Consider the following 16,048-nt stretch of genomic DNA (forward strand, 5'->3'; position numbering starts at 1 on the left):
TCGGCCGTTTTTTTGCCTTGTGAAATTCTAAGGTCAATCTGTTTAAGGGGAAGTCTTGGGACTGGATTGTTTTGCGCATGCTGCGCAAAACGGCCTTGGGGGTGGCTTCACAAGGAAAACCGACAGATGCTGCGCATCTGCTTCGGTTTTTTTGTCCATTCCAAAGCTCAAATAAATTTGGCTTTTCCATGAACAAAAAAACCGGTCGCCAGAGGCGACCGGTTTTCCTTGTAGCGGGGACTGGACTCGAACCAGCGACCTTCGGGTTATGAGAAATTAACCCTAGGAAATCATTTTAACATAAATACACTGAAAATAAATGAGTTATAAAATTTTCAATTGATTATGATATCAAAAAACATCCTTTAAAACCATAAAATGTTGTACCTATGTTGTACCCAGGATTTTTTACCTTTAGAATCTCATCTAAAAATCCATGGCTACGGTTAAGGCGGTACTGCGAAAAAAATCCAATCCGGAAGGGGAATATCCGGTAGCCATCCGGATCACTAAAGACCGGAGAAGTACCTACCTGGGAACGGGGCAATATGTAGCCGAAAAGTATTGGGACCGCCGAAACCGATTAGTCCGTAAAACGCATCCGAATGCGGCCATGCTCAACCAGTATATTTTGAGCAAGGTCGCCGAAGCCAATCAGTTTGTCCTGGATGCGGAATTGAAAGAGGAATCTAGGAATGTACGGGAAATCAAAAAGAAGATCATCGGGAAATCTCCGGACTTCTTCGAGGTAGCCCAAATGCACTTAGTTAACCTACAGAACCGGGGTCGGCATCATCAATACGATACGGAACGCGGCCGCTTGGACAAATTCCGGGAATTCATCCGGAATGACAAATTGCCGTTTGATCAGCTCACCGTATCCCTACTCCGAAATTTCGAAGGCTATTTGATCAAAGAGAAGAAGCGATCCAGCCGGACGGCGGTGAACTACTTCATCCTGATCCGAACCATTTACAATTTGGGTATTTCCGAGGGAATTGTAGACCGGAGCGGGTATCCGTTCGGGAAGGGCAAAATCACCATCAAAATCGGCGAGTCCGAAAAGATAGGCTTAAACCGGGACGAAATCCGGAAGCTGGAAAATGCCCGAAACCTGACCCCGGCCCAACAACGGGCGGTGCATGTCTGGCTGGTTAGTTTTTATTTCGCCGGGATAAGGGTAGGGGATGTCCTGCAACTCAAATGGACCGACTTCAACGATGGCCGCTTACTTTACCGGATGAACAAGAACAGTAAATTGGTGTCCCTGAAAATTCCGGACAAGGCTAAGGCCATTCTGGACGAATACCGGGATCAAAGAAATACCGGAAAACTCGTTTTCCCGTTTTTGTCCGGGGTGGACTTGCGAAATGATCAGGAAGTATCGGTCCGGACCCAATCCATAACCCGCAATCTCAACCGGCGATTAAAAGCTGCCGCCCGGACGCTGGGTATTTCCAAAAAGATGAGCATGCATATCGCCCGGCACAGTTTCGGAAATATTTCCGGGGATACCATTCCCATCCAAATGCTGCAGAAATTGTATCGGCATTCTTCCGTGACCACTACCATCCGTTATCAGGCCAATTTCATCCATCGGGATGCCGATGAAGCGCTGGACAAAGTGGTGGATTTTTAGTAGAAAACCGGCCTCTTTTTACTTGCTTTTCAATTGATTGAATTTAATGCTAATTGATCTTGGTCAGCAGTTGTCCCGCTTTTGGGACAACATCGCCCTTTAACTGTACCAATAAATGGACAAGCATTGGACAAGCTCTGGTACCTTTAAACAAACTAAATACAAACAGTATAAAACAAAAAAAGAAAGAATAAATAAGAAAGAAAGTTTTGGAACGCTCTTACCTGCGGATCTCCAGCCTTCCAATGAATTGGCCAAAGGGATCACCACATTCAATTTAAGGCGCATTTCAGAAGCCTGGCTGCATTTTATTCCTTCAGGAATATACATGGATACCGGGACAATTTTTGGCGCGTTTGAGAGCCTAAAAACGCGCTAAAGTCAATGTTCATAGGGTTTGCCGCGATTTGATTCAATTTGGTGTTTTGGTCTGAATCCAGGAATCCAAAGGACAAATTGTAGGGGAGAAGGCTTCCCAAATCTTACCGAAACTAATCTACTTGTGAGGTAATACTGTGGAATAGTATTGGTTCAAATCAATCCTCAATTTCTTCAAATAGTTCCGGTTGCGATTCGCTTAATGTCTCATACTGATTTTGAGTCAGGAGGATGTAACCGCTGGCTTGGCCATCATCCAAACAATAGTAGATATTGGAATCGATTTGATTATCCGCCAGCGCTTTCTTGATGAGACTCAGGAATTCCGGATCCAACCAATCACTGGCCATATTAAGGGTTGAAGCATACTTGGAGTTATTGAATTCAAACGAAAATGATGAATGCTCACTCTGCCAATCCTCCGCAAAGGTATCGACGATGTTTGTAGGCGTGAATTTACCACGGGATGCCTCACTAAAGGAGATGGTTAATTCCTCATAAGGATTCTCCAGGTTACCCGTTTCCCAATCGAAATAAACAACTGTTTTGGGAAAACAAGAAAGTAATTGGGCATAGCTAGAAATCAAATTATTTGAAACACAATTGTGCCCTTCTTCGATTTCTTCATCGGTCAGATGATCAAAGAGACCTAGGTTTCTATACTGATCAATGGTTTCTTTGATATGCCCCGAATTAAAAGTGTTATCGTGATTTTGGGTAAATAAAAAGTAGTCCGCATTATATGTTCCCCACGCTTCATATTGCTCTTCGGTAAGCAGGATAAGGCCGAATTTGCTTTTTCCGTAATAGTCCCCTCCTTCTGGGTTATTGGCAAAGTAGAGGCGATACTCTGAATTCTGATCAGTGAGAAACTTGTTGATACCCTGATGAAAGTCCTGGCTGATCACAAATAAGGTGTCAGGATCTGCTTCTTCGTTAAGCTTTACAAAATCATAGAAGGTAGCATTCTGATAATTGTTATTGTTGACGTTGAATGCAATATGCAGCTTGCGTTCCTGCATTTCGGCACCCCAATTTTCATCGGAGTCTATTAGTCGTATCTCCAGGCTTGAATAATTGAATCCAGGAATCAATTCTTTTAGGTCTTTAAATAACCGTTTATATCCCTCAACAGGATCCGTTGGGTAATTTGCGGCTTCAAAGACCTTTGCATTATTACAATATTCCAGAATTTGGAACTTGGACTTTAATTCCTGTGGCTGATACGAAGCGATGTGTTCTTCCATTTTTGAATCCGATAGCACACCCGCCCGATTCAAGCCCCGGATGAATTTTAATTCGTTTTTTTTGTTTAGATCAAAGTCCTCAGTATAGATCACCTGACATGCAGCTTCCTGGATGGCTAACGCCTCTACCCATATTTCGCCAAGATTAATTTTTCGCATTACCTGATCAAGAACCTTTTGATCGATCAAGCCCAAATCATTAAGATCATTCAGCGTTCTGGAAAGCGTTTTGCCCATAGCACTTCTCTTCGTATGAATGAGACCGTACTCTTCCATACTTGGAAATGAAAATGGATCAAGATAAAGTGATCTATTTTCGGTTATGCTATCTTCTTCGTCGACTATGTTTTCTTCCAGGAGTGCTCCTTCAAAATCATTTGAAAGTGTCTGGATGCTGTCGGTTATTCGTTCGTGTTCCTCCGGGGACATTAGGTCTTTAATACCATAGTTCTCCAGATATTTAGCCATCGAATTTTGATATTCCGTAGCGCTGGATCGATAATGCAGTTCGCTGCCAAAAGCGTTACTTAGAAAAAGAAGTATTTGAGATTTCAGAAGCTCGGTTCTTACTGGAATGCCGCCATCTGGGTTGGGCCTTTGCATGCGCTCGAATCGATTGTTTTCAATGTAATCTGTAAGCAATTCTACTCCCTTTGCAGAAAGGATTTCAACCTCGCCTAATTTCCGAGCATATTGGAGCGCTTCCTTTTTACTAATATCTTGACCAAAAACAGACATGGCTGAAAATATAAAAGCACAAAAAGCTATTCGCATTGTCATTCAAATAAGAAACCAAGTTAGGGATTATGACAAGGCATTTATTCGAATCGCGCAGAATTCCTTATTCGATTTTAGCCCATTGATTCAATCATAACATGACCTATTTCAGCAAGGAAATACCATTTTTGATCCAAATTTGAATTGATTATCAGCGCGTTAGAGCGTTTTTGCTCCAAAAATGCATTTCCTTACTCTCATTTTTGGGCATCAAAGCATTGAAAATAAGCGGATTAAATAATTGTAACCTGCGCGAGCAGGTTACCCTCTTGCTTATCCCTTAGTTTAGCATCGAGGTATTACCCAGAGTTTTTATGGTCGAAAAGTTTTAGGCTTTTGACCAATGTCTAAATGTTCAATTTTGGTTGTATCTAAAATCGATACTGGGCGAGAAAGAGCATAAAAATTAAGAAAGGCGTTAAATGATATACCATGGCGTATATAGGGATAATCCACAATGGAGATTATGCAAAAACCATAGCTTGTTTAGGGCTTATTCGTAGTATTTTTATTACAACTGATAAGTTGGCATTTCATCGAAACTTTGTTTTTCAAGCAGTGCTATGAAATAGATTTTGAGTTTTGATAATTTACAAATGCTATATACTATGAAACCAAAATTGGTATTTATTGGCTTAATTGTTTCTTTTTTTCTTTTCAGCTGTAGCGGTGACCTGGATGGAATTGATCTCGGCAGAGAAACTAGTTCATCAGAATTGAATGTCTTACGAGGGAACTTAAATGACTTTCCTGAGATTGAGCAGCTATACCAGAAAAGTGTTTCAGATCATAAATCATTAAACGAATCTGGAAAAGGAGGACTCTATGATTTTCAAATAGATTCCACTGTAGTCAGTAAAATTATTTATGAAAATGACGAATATTACTCATTTGCCATTTTTAGAGAAGATGTAGAGGAAGATAATTTTGAAAACCTGATCATTGCAAATAAAGCAGGCTTAGATCCTAAAGCTTTTATTCTTAAATATTATCCAGATGAGGATTTTCTTAGTAGGACTGCAAGTGATCCTTTCACCTATTTTTCTGGGCGGCAGAGTATTCAACCCATTAATTATGAAAGACTAACATCGAATGGTGGCTGCTTTACGGTTACCGAGGTGCGCTGTTCTTCTGACAGTCATCCGTATCCAACACCTCTTGCCGGACCAGGGTGTACACAGCCATACACAGTCTCTTATGTTGTTTGTTTGGATGTAGGGGATTCTTCATCGGGTGGAGGAGACAGCGGTTCTTATAGTGGAGGCGGCGGGTCTGGTTCAGGTTCTTCAGGATCTCTAGGCTCTACAGATGATTCCCAAGGAGATTTAACCAGCGATGTTATAACTGAACCGTTATTTCTTAAAAGCATAAACCCTCATGTCTATCTAATAAACCAATGGGGCATTGCCTATTCTTCTACCGAAGCAAATTATTTAAGAAATAATCCAGATTTTCAATACTTACTAGGCTTATTCTATGAAAAGAATCCGAAGCACAAAATTTTCGAAAATACAAAAGAGTTTATCAAATGGAATATTGATTTCGACAATGATACTCCATGCGGTGCTTATCATGATTGCGTAAAATCAATCCAGGCCATGGCTAATGGTCTTCGGAAATTCCACGGATCAGAAGGAGCTCTGATGGCGGACTACTTTGATAGTTTGGTAGAAGACTTCGATTCCTTTACGAAATCGGACCTTCAAGAATTCTTCAATACAGCAAAGAACATTACCAAGAAGTACAATGATTTTATGTTCGCTTCAATTACTGGAGCATATTTAGAGGGGGTCACACCCATCCTGGAAATAGCCCTTTTTGAAACGGGCTTACCCGTTGCCATCAAGCTCTTTCAAAAGATCCCCGTTTCTTGGGTTTACAGAGGCCTTCGCTTGGATAATGTTATAAGAAAAGTATCTCAAATTGGTCAAGCAGGAAGTCAAGCACATGTAAGGATTGTCAACACATCTTCTCCTATCACTAAATCAAAGGAACTCTTCAACTCATTAACAAAACATGCGATTAGTAAATCAACTAATGCGGAAGGAACTATTATTGCAAATATGGGGAACGGGAATTATATAACCTATCGGACCGTTTCAAGTACTGGTTATCCCGCTACCATTAATTTTAATTTCCAACAGGTACTTGGCACGAATAACTTTGTAATCAAGTTTGGTCTATAATAATGATTGATTTATATAGAAATATTGATTTATTCTGCCCAGGAACAATCGAGTTTATTTTTGATATTATCTATCAACTAGGGTATACGGATGAGGATCTAAATTCTCCCTCTAAGGAAACTATCGTAAAAAAAGACGTTCTAAAATCCATTAAGGATTTAATGGAGTTAAATGTTCTAAGTGTTAAATCATGGTATGAAAAGTCAGAATTTTCAAAAGAAAATCCTGAAATAGATGAAATAATAAATAGGATTGATGGTATTTGGTTTAAAGGGGCTAAATACCCTGACTTCTTTAATATGGTATTATTTGATGTGCCTGATTGGTACATTAATACTCTAAAGGATTTAGGTATGTCTGATACAACCAATTGGAAGAATTTTGTCGAAACACATATTGGTGATTTAGAACAATGGATAAAAAAAAATAAGCCAAGAGATTAGGCAACTACCCACTTAAATCCAAGTTTCTTATATAATTCCAAGTAATCCACCAGAGAAGACCAGGATATTATATGTACAGAAATACTTTAATTCCAATGACACAATTTCAAATTATTTATGCCTTACTTGCCTTCCTTATTTTGGGCCCAAGTTGCCTAGGGCAAAAGACGCGTGTTGAGGTTGCCCTGATGGAATGTTGGTTTAATTCTTTTGGTGAAGACAGCGCGAAAGTAAAAGCAATGTTTTTGGATTATGAACATTATTTAGTTCGAGAAGGCGTACTAGAAGGACCATCGCAAAAAGGCTACAAATCTATGCATCAATTAATTGCGAAAGGCAAACGTGATTATAAAGTAAGAAGATCATTTTCTAGGGAATTAGAAAATATAACAAGGTCTTTAGAGGATTATAATTCATGTAAGCAAATCCTACTTAATGACTCGGTCAATTTTGATTCGTCAAAATTGATACGTTATCATGCCGTATTTGACTCTATAACGACTAGAAATGAGTACAAGAGGTCGGATATTGCATTAGGTATATTGTCGGTACTAGACGAAATGGATTTCGATTATGATTATTATAAAGTACGTGCATTTATTCTCCAGGATTTACTAGTGTTATCAGAAATTTGGGATATTAGGAATTCGGAAGCCCCCGATGACTTTCCAATTGATTAACAATTCTAGCTTCATTAGGATTATAAAGGACCGGAATCGAATTAGACCGCAAATGTTCAGAAAAATAGGATGAGAATGAAACGAATTCTTCTCATATTCAAGAGACTAGCTAAATAGGGAATAATTAGGATACAATTGGCATCATTTGTTGTACCTATGTTGTACCCAGCCCAAATAAAAAGGGCTCCCGTTTCCGGAAACCCTTGATTTTACTAGTAGCGGGGACTGGACTCGAACCAGCGACCTTCGGGTTATGAGCCCGACGAGCTACCTACTGCTCTACCCCGCGATGTGGATGGCAAATATACAATGGATTCTTGGTTTGACAAAAATTCAGGTGGGGAATTAATTCAGGGGGCGGGTTCCCGGCTTTTTTTGAAAATCCATACCTTCGGCGCATTGGCACGCCTATGGAAGTCCTGAATGACATCATCTCCACCCTGATCCCCTTAACCGAATGGCCCATGTTTATCCTGCTGATCGGGGGTGGGCTGTTCCTGGTGGTGTATTCGGGTTTTCGGCCCTACCGCTTTTTTGGGCATGCCCTGGCCATCACGGCCGGGAAATACGACAACAAGCTGGCCAAAGGGGAAGTGAGTTCCTTCCAGGCCCTTTCCGCAGCCGTGGCCGCCACGGTAGGGCTGGGGAATATTTCCGGGGTGGCCATTGCCATCCACGACGGCGGGCCCGGGGTGGTCTTCTGGATCTGGATGACGGCCCTGCTGGGGATGTGCATCAAATACTACTCCTGCAGCCTGGCCATCATGTACCGGGGCGAAGACTCGGACGGGCAGTTGCAGGGCGGCCCCATGTTTTACATCACCCGGGGGCTGGGCCCAAAGGCCAAACCCCTAGCGGTCTTTTTTGCCATTTGCGGCCTGGTTGGGTTTTTGGGCGTTTTTACAGCCAACCAGTTTACCGAAACCTTTATGAGCGTGGTGGAGCCCACCCGCACCCTCTGGGAAACCAGCGAATTCAACTGGAAGCTGGGCATAGGGGTAGCCCTGGCCGTGATTACCTCCTTTGTGATCTTTGGCGGGCTCACCAAGATTGCCCGGGTGGCCTCGGCTATTGTCCCTTTTATGGTCCTGCTTTACCTGCTGGCCGTAGTGGTGGTGATGGGGATGAATGCCGGCCAGGTCTGGCCGGCCCTTAAAATGATCCTCACCGAGGCCTGGGACTTTAAGACCGCGGTAACCGGCGGGTTCTGGGGCCTGGTCATCATCGGGATCCGGCGCGCCATGTTTTCGAACGAGGCCGGCCTGGGGAGCGCCCCCATGTACCACGGCCAATCCCGGAACGACGAGCCCATACGCGAAGGCCTGGTGGCCATGCTGGGCCCGTTTATAGACACTATCATGGTCTGCACTTTTACCGCCGTGGTCATTATCCTGAGCGGAGCCTACCTGGAAGAGGGCAGCGGTATTGTCATGACCCTGAACGCCTTCCGGGCCACCCTCTTCGGGTTCGGGGACGAACTCCTGATGCTGATCGTAACGGCCTTTGCCCTGTCCACCCTGTTTACCTATTCCTACTACGGGGTAAAAAGCCTTTCGTACCTGACTACAGCCCGCATCGGGAAGTATTACAACTGGTTCTTTGTGATCATGATTGTCTTTGCCGCCGTGGCCTCCCTGGAGCTTGTCAAGAACCTGATTGACCTCTCCTATGCCCTGATGGTCATCCCCAACATGATTGCCGTATTGCTGTTGGCCCCCAAGGTAAATGCCGCGGCCAAAACGTATTTTAAAAAGCTGAAGGATGAGCGCGCATAAATCCGGTTTTGTGAACATTGTGGGCAACCCCAACGTGGGTAAGTCCACCCTGATGAACGCCCTGGTGGGCGAGCGCCTGTCCATTATTACCCCCAAGGCCCAGACCACCCGCCACCGCATCCTCGGTATTGTGAACGGGGAGGACTTCCAGGTGGTCTTTTCGGATACCCCCGGGGTAATCCAGCCCGCCTACCAGTTGCAGGCCTCCATGATGGATTTTGTACGCCTGGCCCTGGAAGATGCGGATGTGTTGCTCTACATGGTGGAAATCGGGGAGAAGCAGCTCAAGGACCAGGCCCTAATGGAACGCATCCGCCACACGGACACCCCTGTACTGGTCTTGATTAACAAAATTGACACCTCCAACCAGGAATTCCTGGAGGCCCAGGTGGCCTACTGGCAGGAAACCCTGCCCAAGGCGGAGGTCCACCCCATATCCGCCCTGGAGGGCTTTGGGGTGCAGCAGGTAATGGACCGCATCCGGGAATTGCTGCCCGAGGCCCCGCCCTATTTCCCCAAAGACCAGCTTACCGATAAGCCGGAGCGGTTCTTTGTGGGTGAGATTATCCGGGAGAAAATCCTGGAGCAGTACCAGAAAGAGGTGCCCTATTCCGTAGAGGTGGTGACCGAGAGCTTCGAGGAGGAGGAGGCCCTGATCCGCATTGGCGCCGTGATAAACGTAGAGCGGGATTCCCAGAAGGGCATCCTGATTGGCCATAAGGGCAGTGCGCTGAAACGGCTGGGGACGGCGGCCCGCAAAGACCTGGAGGCCTTCTTTGGCAAGCAGGTATTCCTGCAACTCTTTGTCAAAGTCAGCAAAGACTGGCGCAGCTCCGAGCGCCATTTGCGCGGGTTTGGCTATTCCTCAAAGTAGGCTTTTTTCCACCGCCCCGCGGTAGCAGGCGTAGAGCTGGTGCATCTGGGGCTTGCCCCTGGCCCGTCCGGCCCGCCCAAACCCATAGAGTACAAACCAGAGCACGACCATGCCGCCCATGGCGATGAGCAACCCGGTATAGGGCTGCCCCAGGGAGGCGCTGCTGTAGGCCCAGACACCCAGGATCAGAAAAATAGTGGCTACCCCGAAATGCAGGAACATAAAGAAGGTCCACAGGGTCGGGTTGGGGCCAAACACCCCGTATACCGTACACCCGTCCTGCCCTTCGGTTTCCAGTACCTCCAGGTGCAGTTGGGGCGACCAGAAATGCCGCGCTTCGGCAGTGAACTTCAGAAATACGTGATCGTCCAGGCGTTTGGCCTCCACCGGGGGGTGGCCGGCAGCACCCAGGGTTTCCAGTACCTGGGCCGCCGGGGCGGGTTGGGGTTCCTGAAAGCGGGGCCGCAGCACAATTTCGTTGGGAAGGGACATCTCCTTGGGGGTTAAGGCCTGCATAAGGTAACGGGTTTTGGTCATTTTTCAAACGCCAAACGCTTTCTTGGGGGCCATACCGTGTACATTAGAACTGAAAAACTACCTTTGCAACCTGAAAACCAGCGTATGTCTGCTATTGTTGCCATTGTGGGAAGGCCCAATGTGGGGAAGTCCACTTTTTTCAACCGCATGATCCAGCGGCGCGAAGCCATTGTGGATTCCGTGAGCGGGGTTACCCGCGACCGCCACTACGGCAAGAGCGACTGGAACGGCAAGGAGTTTTCCCTGATCGATACCGGGGGCTACGTAGTAGGTAGCGACGACATCTTTGAACAGGAGATCGACAAACAGGTAGAGCTGGCCATAGACGAGGCGGATGCCATCCTGTTTATGGTAGATGCCGAGGCCGGGGTGACCGGGATGGACGAAGAGGTGGCTACATTGCTGCGCCGGGTGGAAAAACCGGTTTTCCTGGTGGTGAACAAGGTGGACAATGCCGCCCGCCTGGAAGATTCCGTGGAGTTCTACAGCCTGGGGCTGGGGGAGTATTACCCGGTTTCCAGCATTAACGGCAGCGGCACGGGCGAACTGCTGGATGCCCTGGTAGAGGTGCTCCCGGAAAAACCTGCCGTGGAGGACGAGCTGCCCCGCTTTGCGGTGGTAGGCCGCCCCAATGCCGGGAAATCTTCCTTTATCAATGCACTTATCGGGGAGGACCGCTACATTGTAACCGACATTGCCGGTACCACCCGCGACAGTATCGATACCCGCTATAACCGCTTCGGGTTTGAATTTTTCCTGGTAGATACGGCCGGGATCCGTCGCAAGGCCAAGGTGAAGGAAGACCTGGAGTTTTACTCCGTAATGCGTTCCATACGCACCATTGAACACGCGGATGTATGCCTGTTGTTGCTGGATGCTACCCGGGGGTTTGACGGGCAGGTGCAGAACATCTTCTGGCTGGCCCACCGCAACCATAAGGGGATTGTGATCCTGGTCAACAAATGGGACCTGGTGGAAAAGGACACGGCTTCGGTCAAGGCCTTTACGCGCAAGATCCACGAGGCCATCGCCCCCTTTACGGACGTGCCCATTGTCTTTATATCCGTGCTGAACAAGCAACGCATTTTTAAGGCCATAGAAACGGCGGTGGACGTTTATGAAAACCGCAAGCGGCGCATCCCTACCCGCAAGCTCAACGATGTAATGCTGCCCATTATTGAAAAGAACCCGCCGCCCGCGCTTAAGGGCAAATACGTCAAGATTAAATTCATTACCCAGCTGCCTACCCCCTTCCCGCAGTTTGCCTTTTTCTGCAACCTGCCGCAGTATGTACGGGACCCCTATAAGCGGTTTCTGGAAAACCAACTGCGCAAGCATTTCAATTTCAGCGGGGTACCCATGGATATCTTTATGCGGAAGAAATAACCGCCGGAAATTCCCACGTACTAAGCTGCTAAAATACTGTTAAGGCCTTCCGCCTTTTCGGCCGGTTTTGCCGATCTTCCCGGCAAAACGTACCCCCGCCATCGTTTTCAACCTAAATCGAACAGATGCCAAAACACTACATTGCGGGCCTATTCTTTTTTTTGTTTACCACCCTGGCCTACAGCCAGGAATTCACCATCCGGGGCAGGGTAACCGACAGCCTAACCGGGGAACCCCTGGAGGCAGCCACGGTTTTTCTGGAGCGCGCCGCGGACAGCAGCCTGATGACCTATACCATTACCGACCGGCAGGGGAGTTTTGCTTTGGAGGGCCGTCTGGCCCAGCCCCGCGCCTGGCTCAATATTTCCTTTAACGGCTATACGCGCTACCGCAAGGCGGTGCGCCTGCAACCCCAACTGGATGTGGGTGCGGTGGCCCTGGCGCCGGCCGTACAGACCCTGGACCAGGTGGAACTGGTCGGGGAGCGGGTACCCGTGGAAATCCGTAAGGACACCGTGGAGTTTAACGCCAACTCCTTCCGCACCCGGGCCGATGCCACGGTGGAGGAATTGCTGCGGAAACTCCCCGGGGTGGAAATTGCCAACGATGGCACGGTTACCGTTAATGGGAAGGAGGTAAACCAGATCCTGGTAAACGGACAGGTCTTTTTCAGTAAGGATGCCCAGGTGGTTACCAAGAGCCTGCCCAAGGCCATTATCGACAAGATCCAGGTGACCAATACCAAGACTAAGGTGGAGGAATTTACCGGGCAGGAAGGACAGGGCGATACCAAGACCATTAACCTGACCCTGAAAAAGGATAAAAACAAGGGGGTGATCGGGCGCCTGTCTGCCGGGTATGGCACAGACAGCCGGTACCAGGCCAACGGGCTGTTGAACTATTTCAAGGACCAGATGCGCACCAGTGTGATCGCTTCGGCCAACAACATCAACAACACCGGGTTTTCCTTTGACGAAATCTACGGCATGCTGGGCCGCATTCGGGGCGGGGTCTCCTTCAACTCCGGAGGCGCCTTCCGCATTGGCAACGCCTCCTTCGGCTTCGGGCAGGGGATCATTACCTCCTCCAACCTGGGCGCCAGCTATGCGGATGCCCGCAAAGGGGCCTATGAGACCAATGCCAATTACTTCTTTGCCTACAGCGATTCCTATAACGACGAGACCATCCGTCGCGAAAACTTTTTGCCGGACGGCCGCTTTATTACGGACACCGAAACGTCCTTCGACGGTACCACCCGCTCCCACCGGGGGAGCGCCAACCTGGAATTCGACTTTGGCAAGAACCTGCGCATTACCTCCGAACCTTCCATCAGCATTTCAGATACGGAGTCGCTCCAATCCCAGGGGGTGGTCTCTGCAGACGAGGCCGGCAACCGGGTAAACGCCCTGCAGAACCGCACCACGGCCAACGGGGCGTCCCAGGATTTTACCCATCGCCTGGAGGCCATCCAAAAAATCGATACCGCCGGGCGCCTGTTCCGCATTGCGGTGGAAAACCGCATTGGCCGGAACCAGGATTTGCGCCTGCTGGAATCCGAACAAACCCTTTATCCCGGGGGGGTGGCCCAAACCGAACGTTTCGACCAGCGCACCGACATATCGGCCCTGCAGGAAACCCACGAGGTACTGGGGAATTACCGGGAAACCCTGGGGCGGCAATGGTTCCTGGACCTCACCTACACCTATCGCAACGACCGCCAGGCCAATGCCCGCCTGGTCGACCTTCGGGATTCAGGCAGCGGGCAGTTTGGTCCGCCTTCGGATTCCCTGAGCACAGATCTGGATTACCGGGTGGCCCAGCAGATCCCCCGGGTGGGGATAAGCCGGAGGGCCGAAAAGTATTTCCTGGACCTGGGGGTGCAGGGGATCTTTTCGGACCTCTCCAACCAGGACCTGCTGCGCAGCACGGGTTTTTCCAAGGCCTACAGCAACCTGCAGGTCTCCTTCCGGGGCAGCTACAACTTTACGCGTACCCGCCGCCTCTGGTTGCGATTGTCTTCCGGAGATGTAAACCTGCCGGGGGTGACCCAGCTGCAGGAGGCCCCGGATTACAGCAACCCCCTGAATGTGCGCATCGGGAACCGGGAACTGGCCCCGGAAACCCGTACCCAGGCCAACTTCAGCTACAACGATTTTGACTGGAAAGAGCGCACCGGCTTTAACATCTTTATGGGGATGGACGCCATCCGCGACCGCATTGTGCCGGTTACCACCACGGACGCCAACTTAAGGCGGGTTACCACCTACACCAACGTAGACGGTTACCTGACCTTTTACGGGGGGCTGAACTGGTCCAAACCCGTGGCCCAGGACAGCCTGAATAAACTGGTAGTGCGCCTCAACCCCTTTGTTACCTATAACAAGGAACTGGGCTTCACCAATGGTACCCTGCTGGAATCCCGCCGCTGGAGCGTGGCCCCCCGGGTGGAATTAACCTATACCCGTGGGGAGTGGCTGGATGTACAGCCGGAATACCGCCTGAACCTGAACCGCACCCGCTACAATCTGGACAACATCCCCGAAGTGGACTTTCTGACGCATTTTGCCCAGCTGAAGACCACGGTGCGGTGGCCGGAGCACGTAACCTGGGGGAATGATATCGGCTACACCTTCAATGGGAATATTGACCCGGGGTTTGACCGGGATTTCCTGTTGTGGAACATCAGCCTGGGGGTGGATGTGTTCAGGGAGAAATTCAACATGAAGGTACTGGCCTATGATCTGCTGAACCAGAACAACAACGTACGCCGGACGGTGGGTGCGGATTTTGTGCAGGATTTCCGTGGGACGGTGTTACAACGCTACTTCCTGCTGAGCCTCACCTGGAAGGTAGATCAGTTTGGGGGCAAACCCCCGGGCAGGCGCTCGGGCGGGTTCCGCATGATACGCTGATTACCAGCCGCCGGAGGCGCCGCCCCCGCCGAAGCCGCCCCCGCCAAAGCCGCCTCCGAAACCGCCACTGCCAAAGCCACCCCCGCTGCCGAAACCGCCGGAGGAGCCGGAGCGCCCCATGTTGCTCAGGATGATCACATCCCAGAGGTCCAGGCCGCGCTTGCGCCCGCCTTTGCCGCCCCCCCTTTTGCTGCCGGAGGTCATCACAATGACGAGGATTACGAATATCAACAGGATAAGAAGGCCTTCGTAGGGAAAGCGGACCGGGCCGCTGCTGCCCCCGCCCTGGAACTGGCCGGTAAGGACCTGGAAAATAGCGTCTGTGCCTTGATCCAACCCGGCGTAGTAATCCCCTTCTTTGAATTCGGGGATGATCACACGTTCAATAATGCGTTTGGAAAGGGCATCCGTCAGGGTTTCCTCGATCCCATATCCGGTGTTGATGGCAATGCGCCGGTCTTCGCTGGCCAGCAGGATGAGGATGCCATTGTCTTCCCTGGCCTGCCCTATGCCCCAGGCATGCCCCCACTGGGCACCCAGGAACTGGATATTTTCCCCTTCGGTAGAGGCGATTATGGCGATTACGATTTGGGTGGAGGTGCTGTCCGAATACCGGATCAGTTTTTGTTCCAGCTGTTGCTGCTGGCCGGGGTTGAGCAGGCCTACATAGTCGTACAGGGAGGTCTGCTCTGCCCTGACGGGTTTGTCCGGGATCTGGAACTGGCCCCACAGCCCGGCCCCCCAAAGGAGGGCGGGCAGCAGGAGCAGGGTTTTAATTCTTGGAAATGGCATTGTCCAGTTCGTTTTGGTCATCCGGCGTCCAGGGGAAATGGGCCTGGAGTTCTTCCCCGGCGGAGCGGATCCCAGCCAGGATTCCTTGGCGGAAATCCCCATTTTTAAAGTGTTCCTGGATCAGGTCCCGGGTGCTGTCCCAAAAGCCTTTTGGTACGGCGCGGTCAATGCCGCGGTCGCCCAAAATCACAAAGCGGTGGTCGTGCACGGCAATGTACAGCAGCACCCCGTTGCGCTCCCGGGTATTGTCCATCTTTAACAGGCGGAACACTTCTTTGGCCCGGGCTAGGGGGTCGCCCCGATGGGTGTGCTCCAGGTGGACGCGAATCTCCCCGGAGGTCAGGCGTTCGGCCTCCTGGATGGCAGCCACCACCTCGGCTTCGGCTTCAGCGGTCAGGAAGGCTTCTACCTCGGACATGGGG

The 16,048-nt window shown here is 49.3% G+C and carries 13 protein-coding genes and 1 tRNA gene; 9 read left to right on the forward strand and 5 right to left on the reverse strand.

The genetic code is table 11. The features are described 5' to 3' along the window. Positions 1–436: 436 nt before the first annotated feature. Both OZ410_RS06445 and OZ410_RS06450 read left to right on the forward strand, forming a co-directional pair. Entirely contained in the window at positions 437–1,639 is a 1,203-nt protein-coding gene (locus OZ410_RS06445) for a site-specific integrase (RefSeq protein ID WP_277707104.1), read from the forward strand. Between the two features lie 115 nt (positions 1,640–1,754). After that, positions 1,755–2,018 (forward strand): hypothetical protein, encoded by a 264-nt coding sequence (locus OZ410_RS06450; protein WP_277707105.1) that lies wholly within the window; start codon positions 1,755–1,757, stop codon positions 2,016–2,018. A 157-nt stretch (positions 2,019–2,175) separates the two neighbouring features. Here OZ410_RS06450 and OZ410_RS06455 read toward each other — a convergent pair whose 3' ends face one another. Next, on the reverse strand, positions 2,176–4,002 hold the full coding sequence (locus OZ410_RS06455) for a hypothetical protein (RefSeq protein WP_277707106.1): 1,827 nt from the start codon (positions 4,000–4,002) through the stop codon (positions 2,176–2,178). Positions 4,003–4,649: 647 nt separating this feature from the next. Here OZ410_RS06455 and OZ410_RS06460 point away from each other — a divergent pair. The 3 genes from OZ410_RS06460 (at position 4,650) to OZ410_RS06470 (ending at position 7,350) form a co-directional block, all read left to right on the forward strand. Continuing rightward, positions 4,650–6,227 (forward strand): hypothetical protein, encoded by a 1,578-nt coding sequence (locus tag OZ410_RS06460; RefSeq protein WP_277707107.1) that lies wholly within the window; start codon positions 4,650–4,652, stop codon positions 6,225–6,227. 2 nt (positions 6,228–6,229) lie between these two features. Continuing rightward, complete coding sequence (locus OZ410_RS06465) at positions 6,230–6,670, forward strand: hypothetical protein (protein WP_277707108.1); 441 nt, start codon at positions 6,230–6,232, stop codon at positions 6,668–6,670. A gap of 95 nt (positions 6,671–6,765) precedes the next feature. Next, positions 6,766–7,350, forward strand: a complete 585-nt coding sequence (locus OZ410_RS06470; RefSeq protein ID WP_277707109.1) for a hypothetical protein — start codon at positions 6,766–6,768, stop codon at positions 7,348–7,350. A gap of 216 nt (positions 7,351–7,566) precedes the next feature. Here OZ410_RS06470 and OZ410_RS06475 read toward each other — a convergent pair. Then, positions 7,567–7,639 (reverse strand) — tRNA-Met (locus OZ410_RS06475). Between the two features lie 121 nt (positions 7,640–7,760). Here OZ410_RS06475 and OZ410_RS06480 point away from each other — a divergent pair. Further along, a complete protein-coding gene (locus OZ410_RS06480; protein WP_277707110.1) occupies positions 7,761–9,125 on the forward strand; it encodes an alanine/glycine:cation symporter family protein in 1,365 nt (454 codons plus the stop codon). Further along, on the forward strand, positions 9,112–9,999 hold the full coding sequence (gene era, locus OZ410_RS06485; RefSeq protein WP_277707111.1) for a GTPase Era: 888 nt from the start codon (positions 9,112–9,114) through the stop codon (positions 9,997–9,999). The genes OZ410_RS06480 and era overlap by 14 nt, the downstream gene beginning before the upstream one ends. Here era and OZ410_RS06490 read toward each other — a convergent pair. Next, the gene (locus OZ410_RS06490) at positions 9,991–10,515 is read right to left on the reverse strand and encodes a GTP-binding protein (protein WP_277707112.1); all 525 of its coding nucleotides are present in this window, start codon (positions 10,513–10,515) and stop codon (positions 9,991–9,993) included. The genes era and OZ410_RS06490 overlap by 9 nt on opposite strands. Positions 10,516–10,620: 105 nt before the next feature. Here OZ410_RS06490 and der point away from each other — a divergent pair, with 105 nt between their 5' ends. Continuing rightward, on the forward strand, positions 10,621–11,922 hold the full coding sequence (gene der / locus OZ410_RS06495) for a ribosome biogenesis GTPase Der (protein WP_277707113.1): 1,302 nt from the start codon (positions 10,621–10,623) through the stop codon (positions 11,920–11,922). 125 nt (positions 11,923–12,047) lie between these two features. Next, positions 12,048–14,834 carry an outer membrane beta-barrel protein gene (locus OZ410_RS06500; RefSeq protein WP_277707114.1) on the forward strand — a complete coding sequence of 929 codons (2,787 nt, stop codon included), beginning with the start codon at positions 12,048–12,050 and terminating at the stop codon, positions 14,832–14,834. On the opposite strand, the gene OZ410_RS06505 is transcribed toward OZ410_RS06500, so the two are convergent. Beyond that, positions 14,835–15,626, reverse strand: a complete 792-nt coding sequence (locus OZ410_RS06505; protein WP_277707115.1) for a TPM domain-containing protein — start codon at positions 15,624–15,626, stop codon at positions 14,835–14,837. Further along, positions 15,607–16,044, reverse strand: a complete 438-nt coding sequence (locus tag OZ410_RS06510) for a TPM domain-containing protein (protein ID WP_277707116.1) — start codon at positions 16,042–16,044, stop codon at positions 15,607–15,609. The genes OZ410_RS06505 and OZ410_RS06510 overlap by 20 nt, the downstream gene beginning before the upstream one ends. Positions 16,045–16,048 lie beyond the last annotated feature (4 nt).

Origin of the sequence: Robiginitalea aestuariiviva, from assembly GCF_029537735.1 — a bacterium.
GTDB lineage: Bacteria > Bacteroidota > Bacteroidia > Flavobacteriales > Flavobacteriaceae > Robiginitalea > Robiginitalea aestuariiviva.

Coding starts and splice junctions, on each gene's coding strand:
- OZ410_RS06445 (WP_277707104.1), top strand. CDS start 437: ATGGCTACGGTTAAGGCGGTACTGCGAAAAAAATCCAATCCGGAAGGG.
- OZ410_RS06450 (WP_277707105.1), top strand. CDS start 1,755: ATGGACAAGCATTGGACAAGCTCTGGTACCTTTAAACAAACTAAATAC.
- OZ410_RS06455 (WP_277707106.1), bottom strand. CDS start 4,002: ATGTCTGTTTTTGGTCAAGATATTAGTAAAAAGGAAGCGCTCCAATAT.
- OZ410_RS06460 (WP_277707107.1), top strand. CDS start 4,650: ATGAAACCAAAATTGGTATTTATTGGCTTAATTGTTTCTTTTTTTCTT.
- OZ410_RS06465 (WP_277707108.1), top strand. CDS start 6,230: ATGATTGATTTATATAGAAATATTGATTTATTCTGCCCAGGAACAATC.
- OZ410_RS06470 (WP_277707109.1), top strand. CDS start 6,766: ATGACACAATTTCAAATTATTTATGCCTTACTTGCCTTCCTTATTTTG.
- OZ410_RS06480 (WP_277707110.1), top strand. CDS start 7,761: ATGGAAGTCCTGAATGACATCATCTCCACCCTGATCCCCTTAACCGAA.
- era (WP_277707111.1), top strand. CDS start 9,112: ATGAGCGCGCATAAATCCGGTTTTGTGAACATTGTGGGCAACCCCAAC.
- OZ410_RS06490 (WP_277707112.1), bottom strand. CDS start 10,515: ATGCAGGCCTTAACCCCCAAGGAGATGTCCCTTCCCAACGAAATTGTG.
- der (WP_277707113.1), top strand. CDS start 10,621: ATGTCTGCTATTGTTGCCATTGTGGGAAGGCCCAATGTGGGGAAGTCC.
- OZ410_RS06500 (WP_277707114.1), top strand. CDS start 12,048: ATGCCAAAACACTACATTGCGGGCCTATTCTTTTTTTTGTTTACCACC.
- OZ410_RS06505 (WP_277707115.1), bottom strand. CDS start 15,626: ATGCCATTTCCAAGAATTAAAACCCTGCTCCTGCTGCCCGCCCTCCTT.
- OZ410_RS06510 (WP_277707116.1), bottom strand. CDS start 16,044: ATGTCCGAGGTAGAAGCCTTCCTGACCGCTGAAGCCGAAGCCGAGGTG.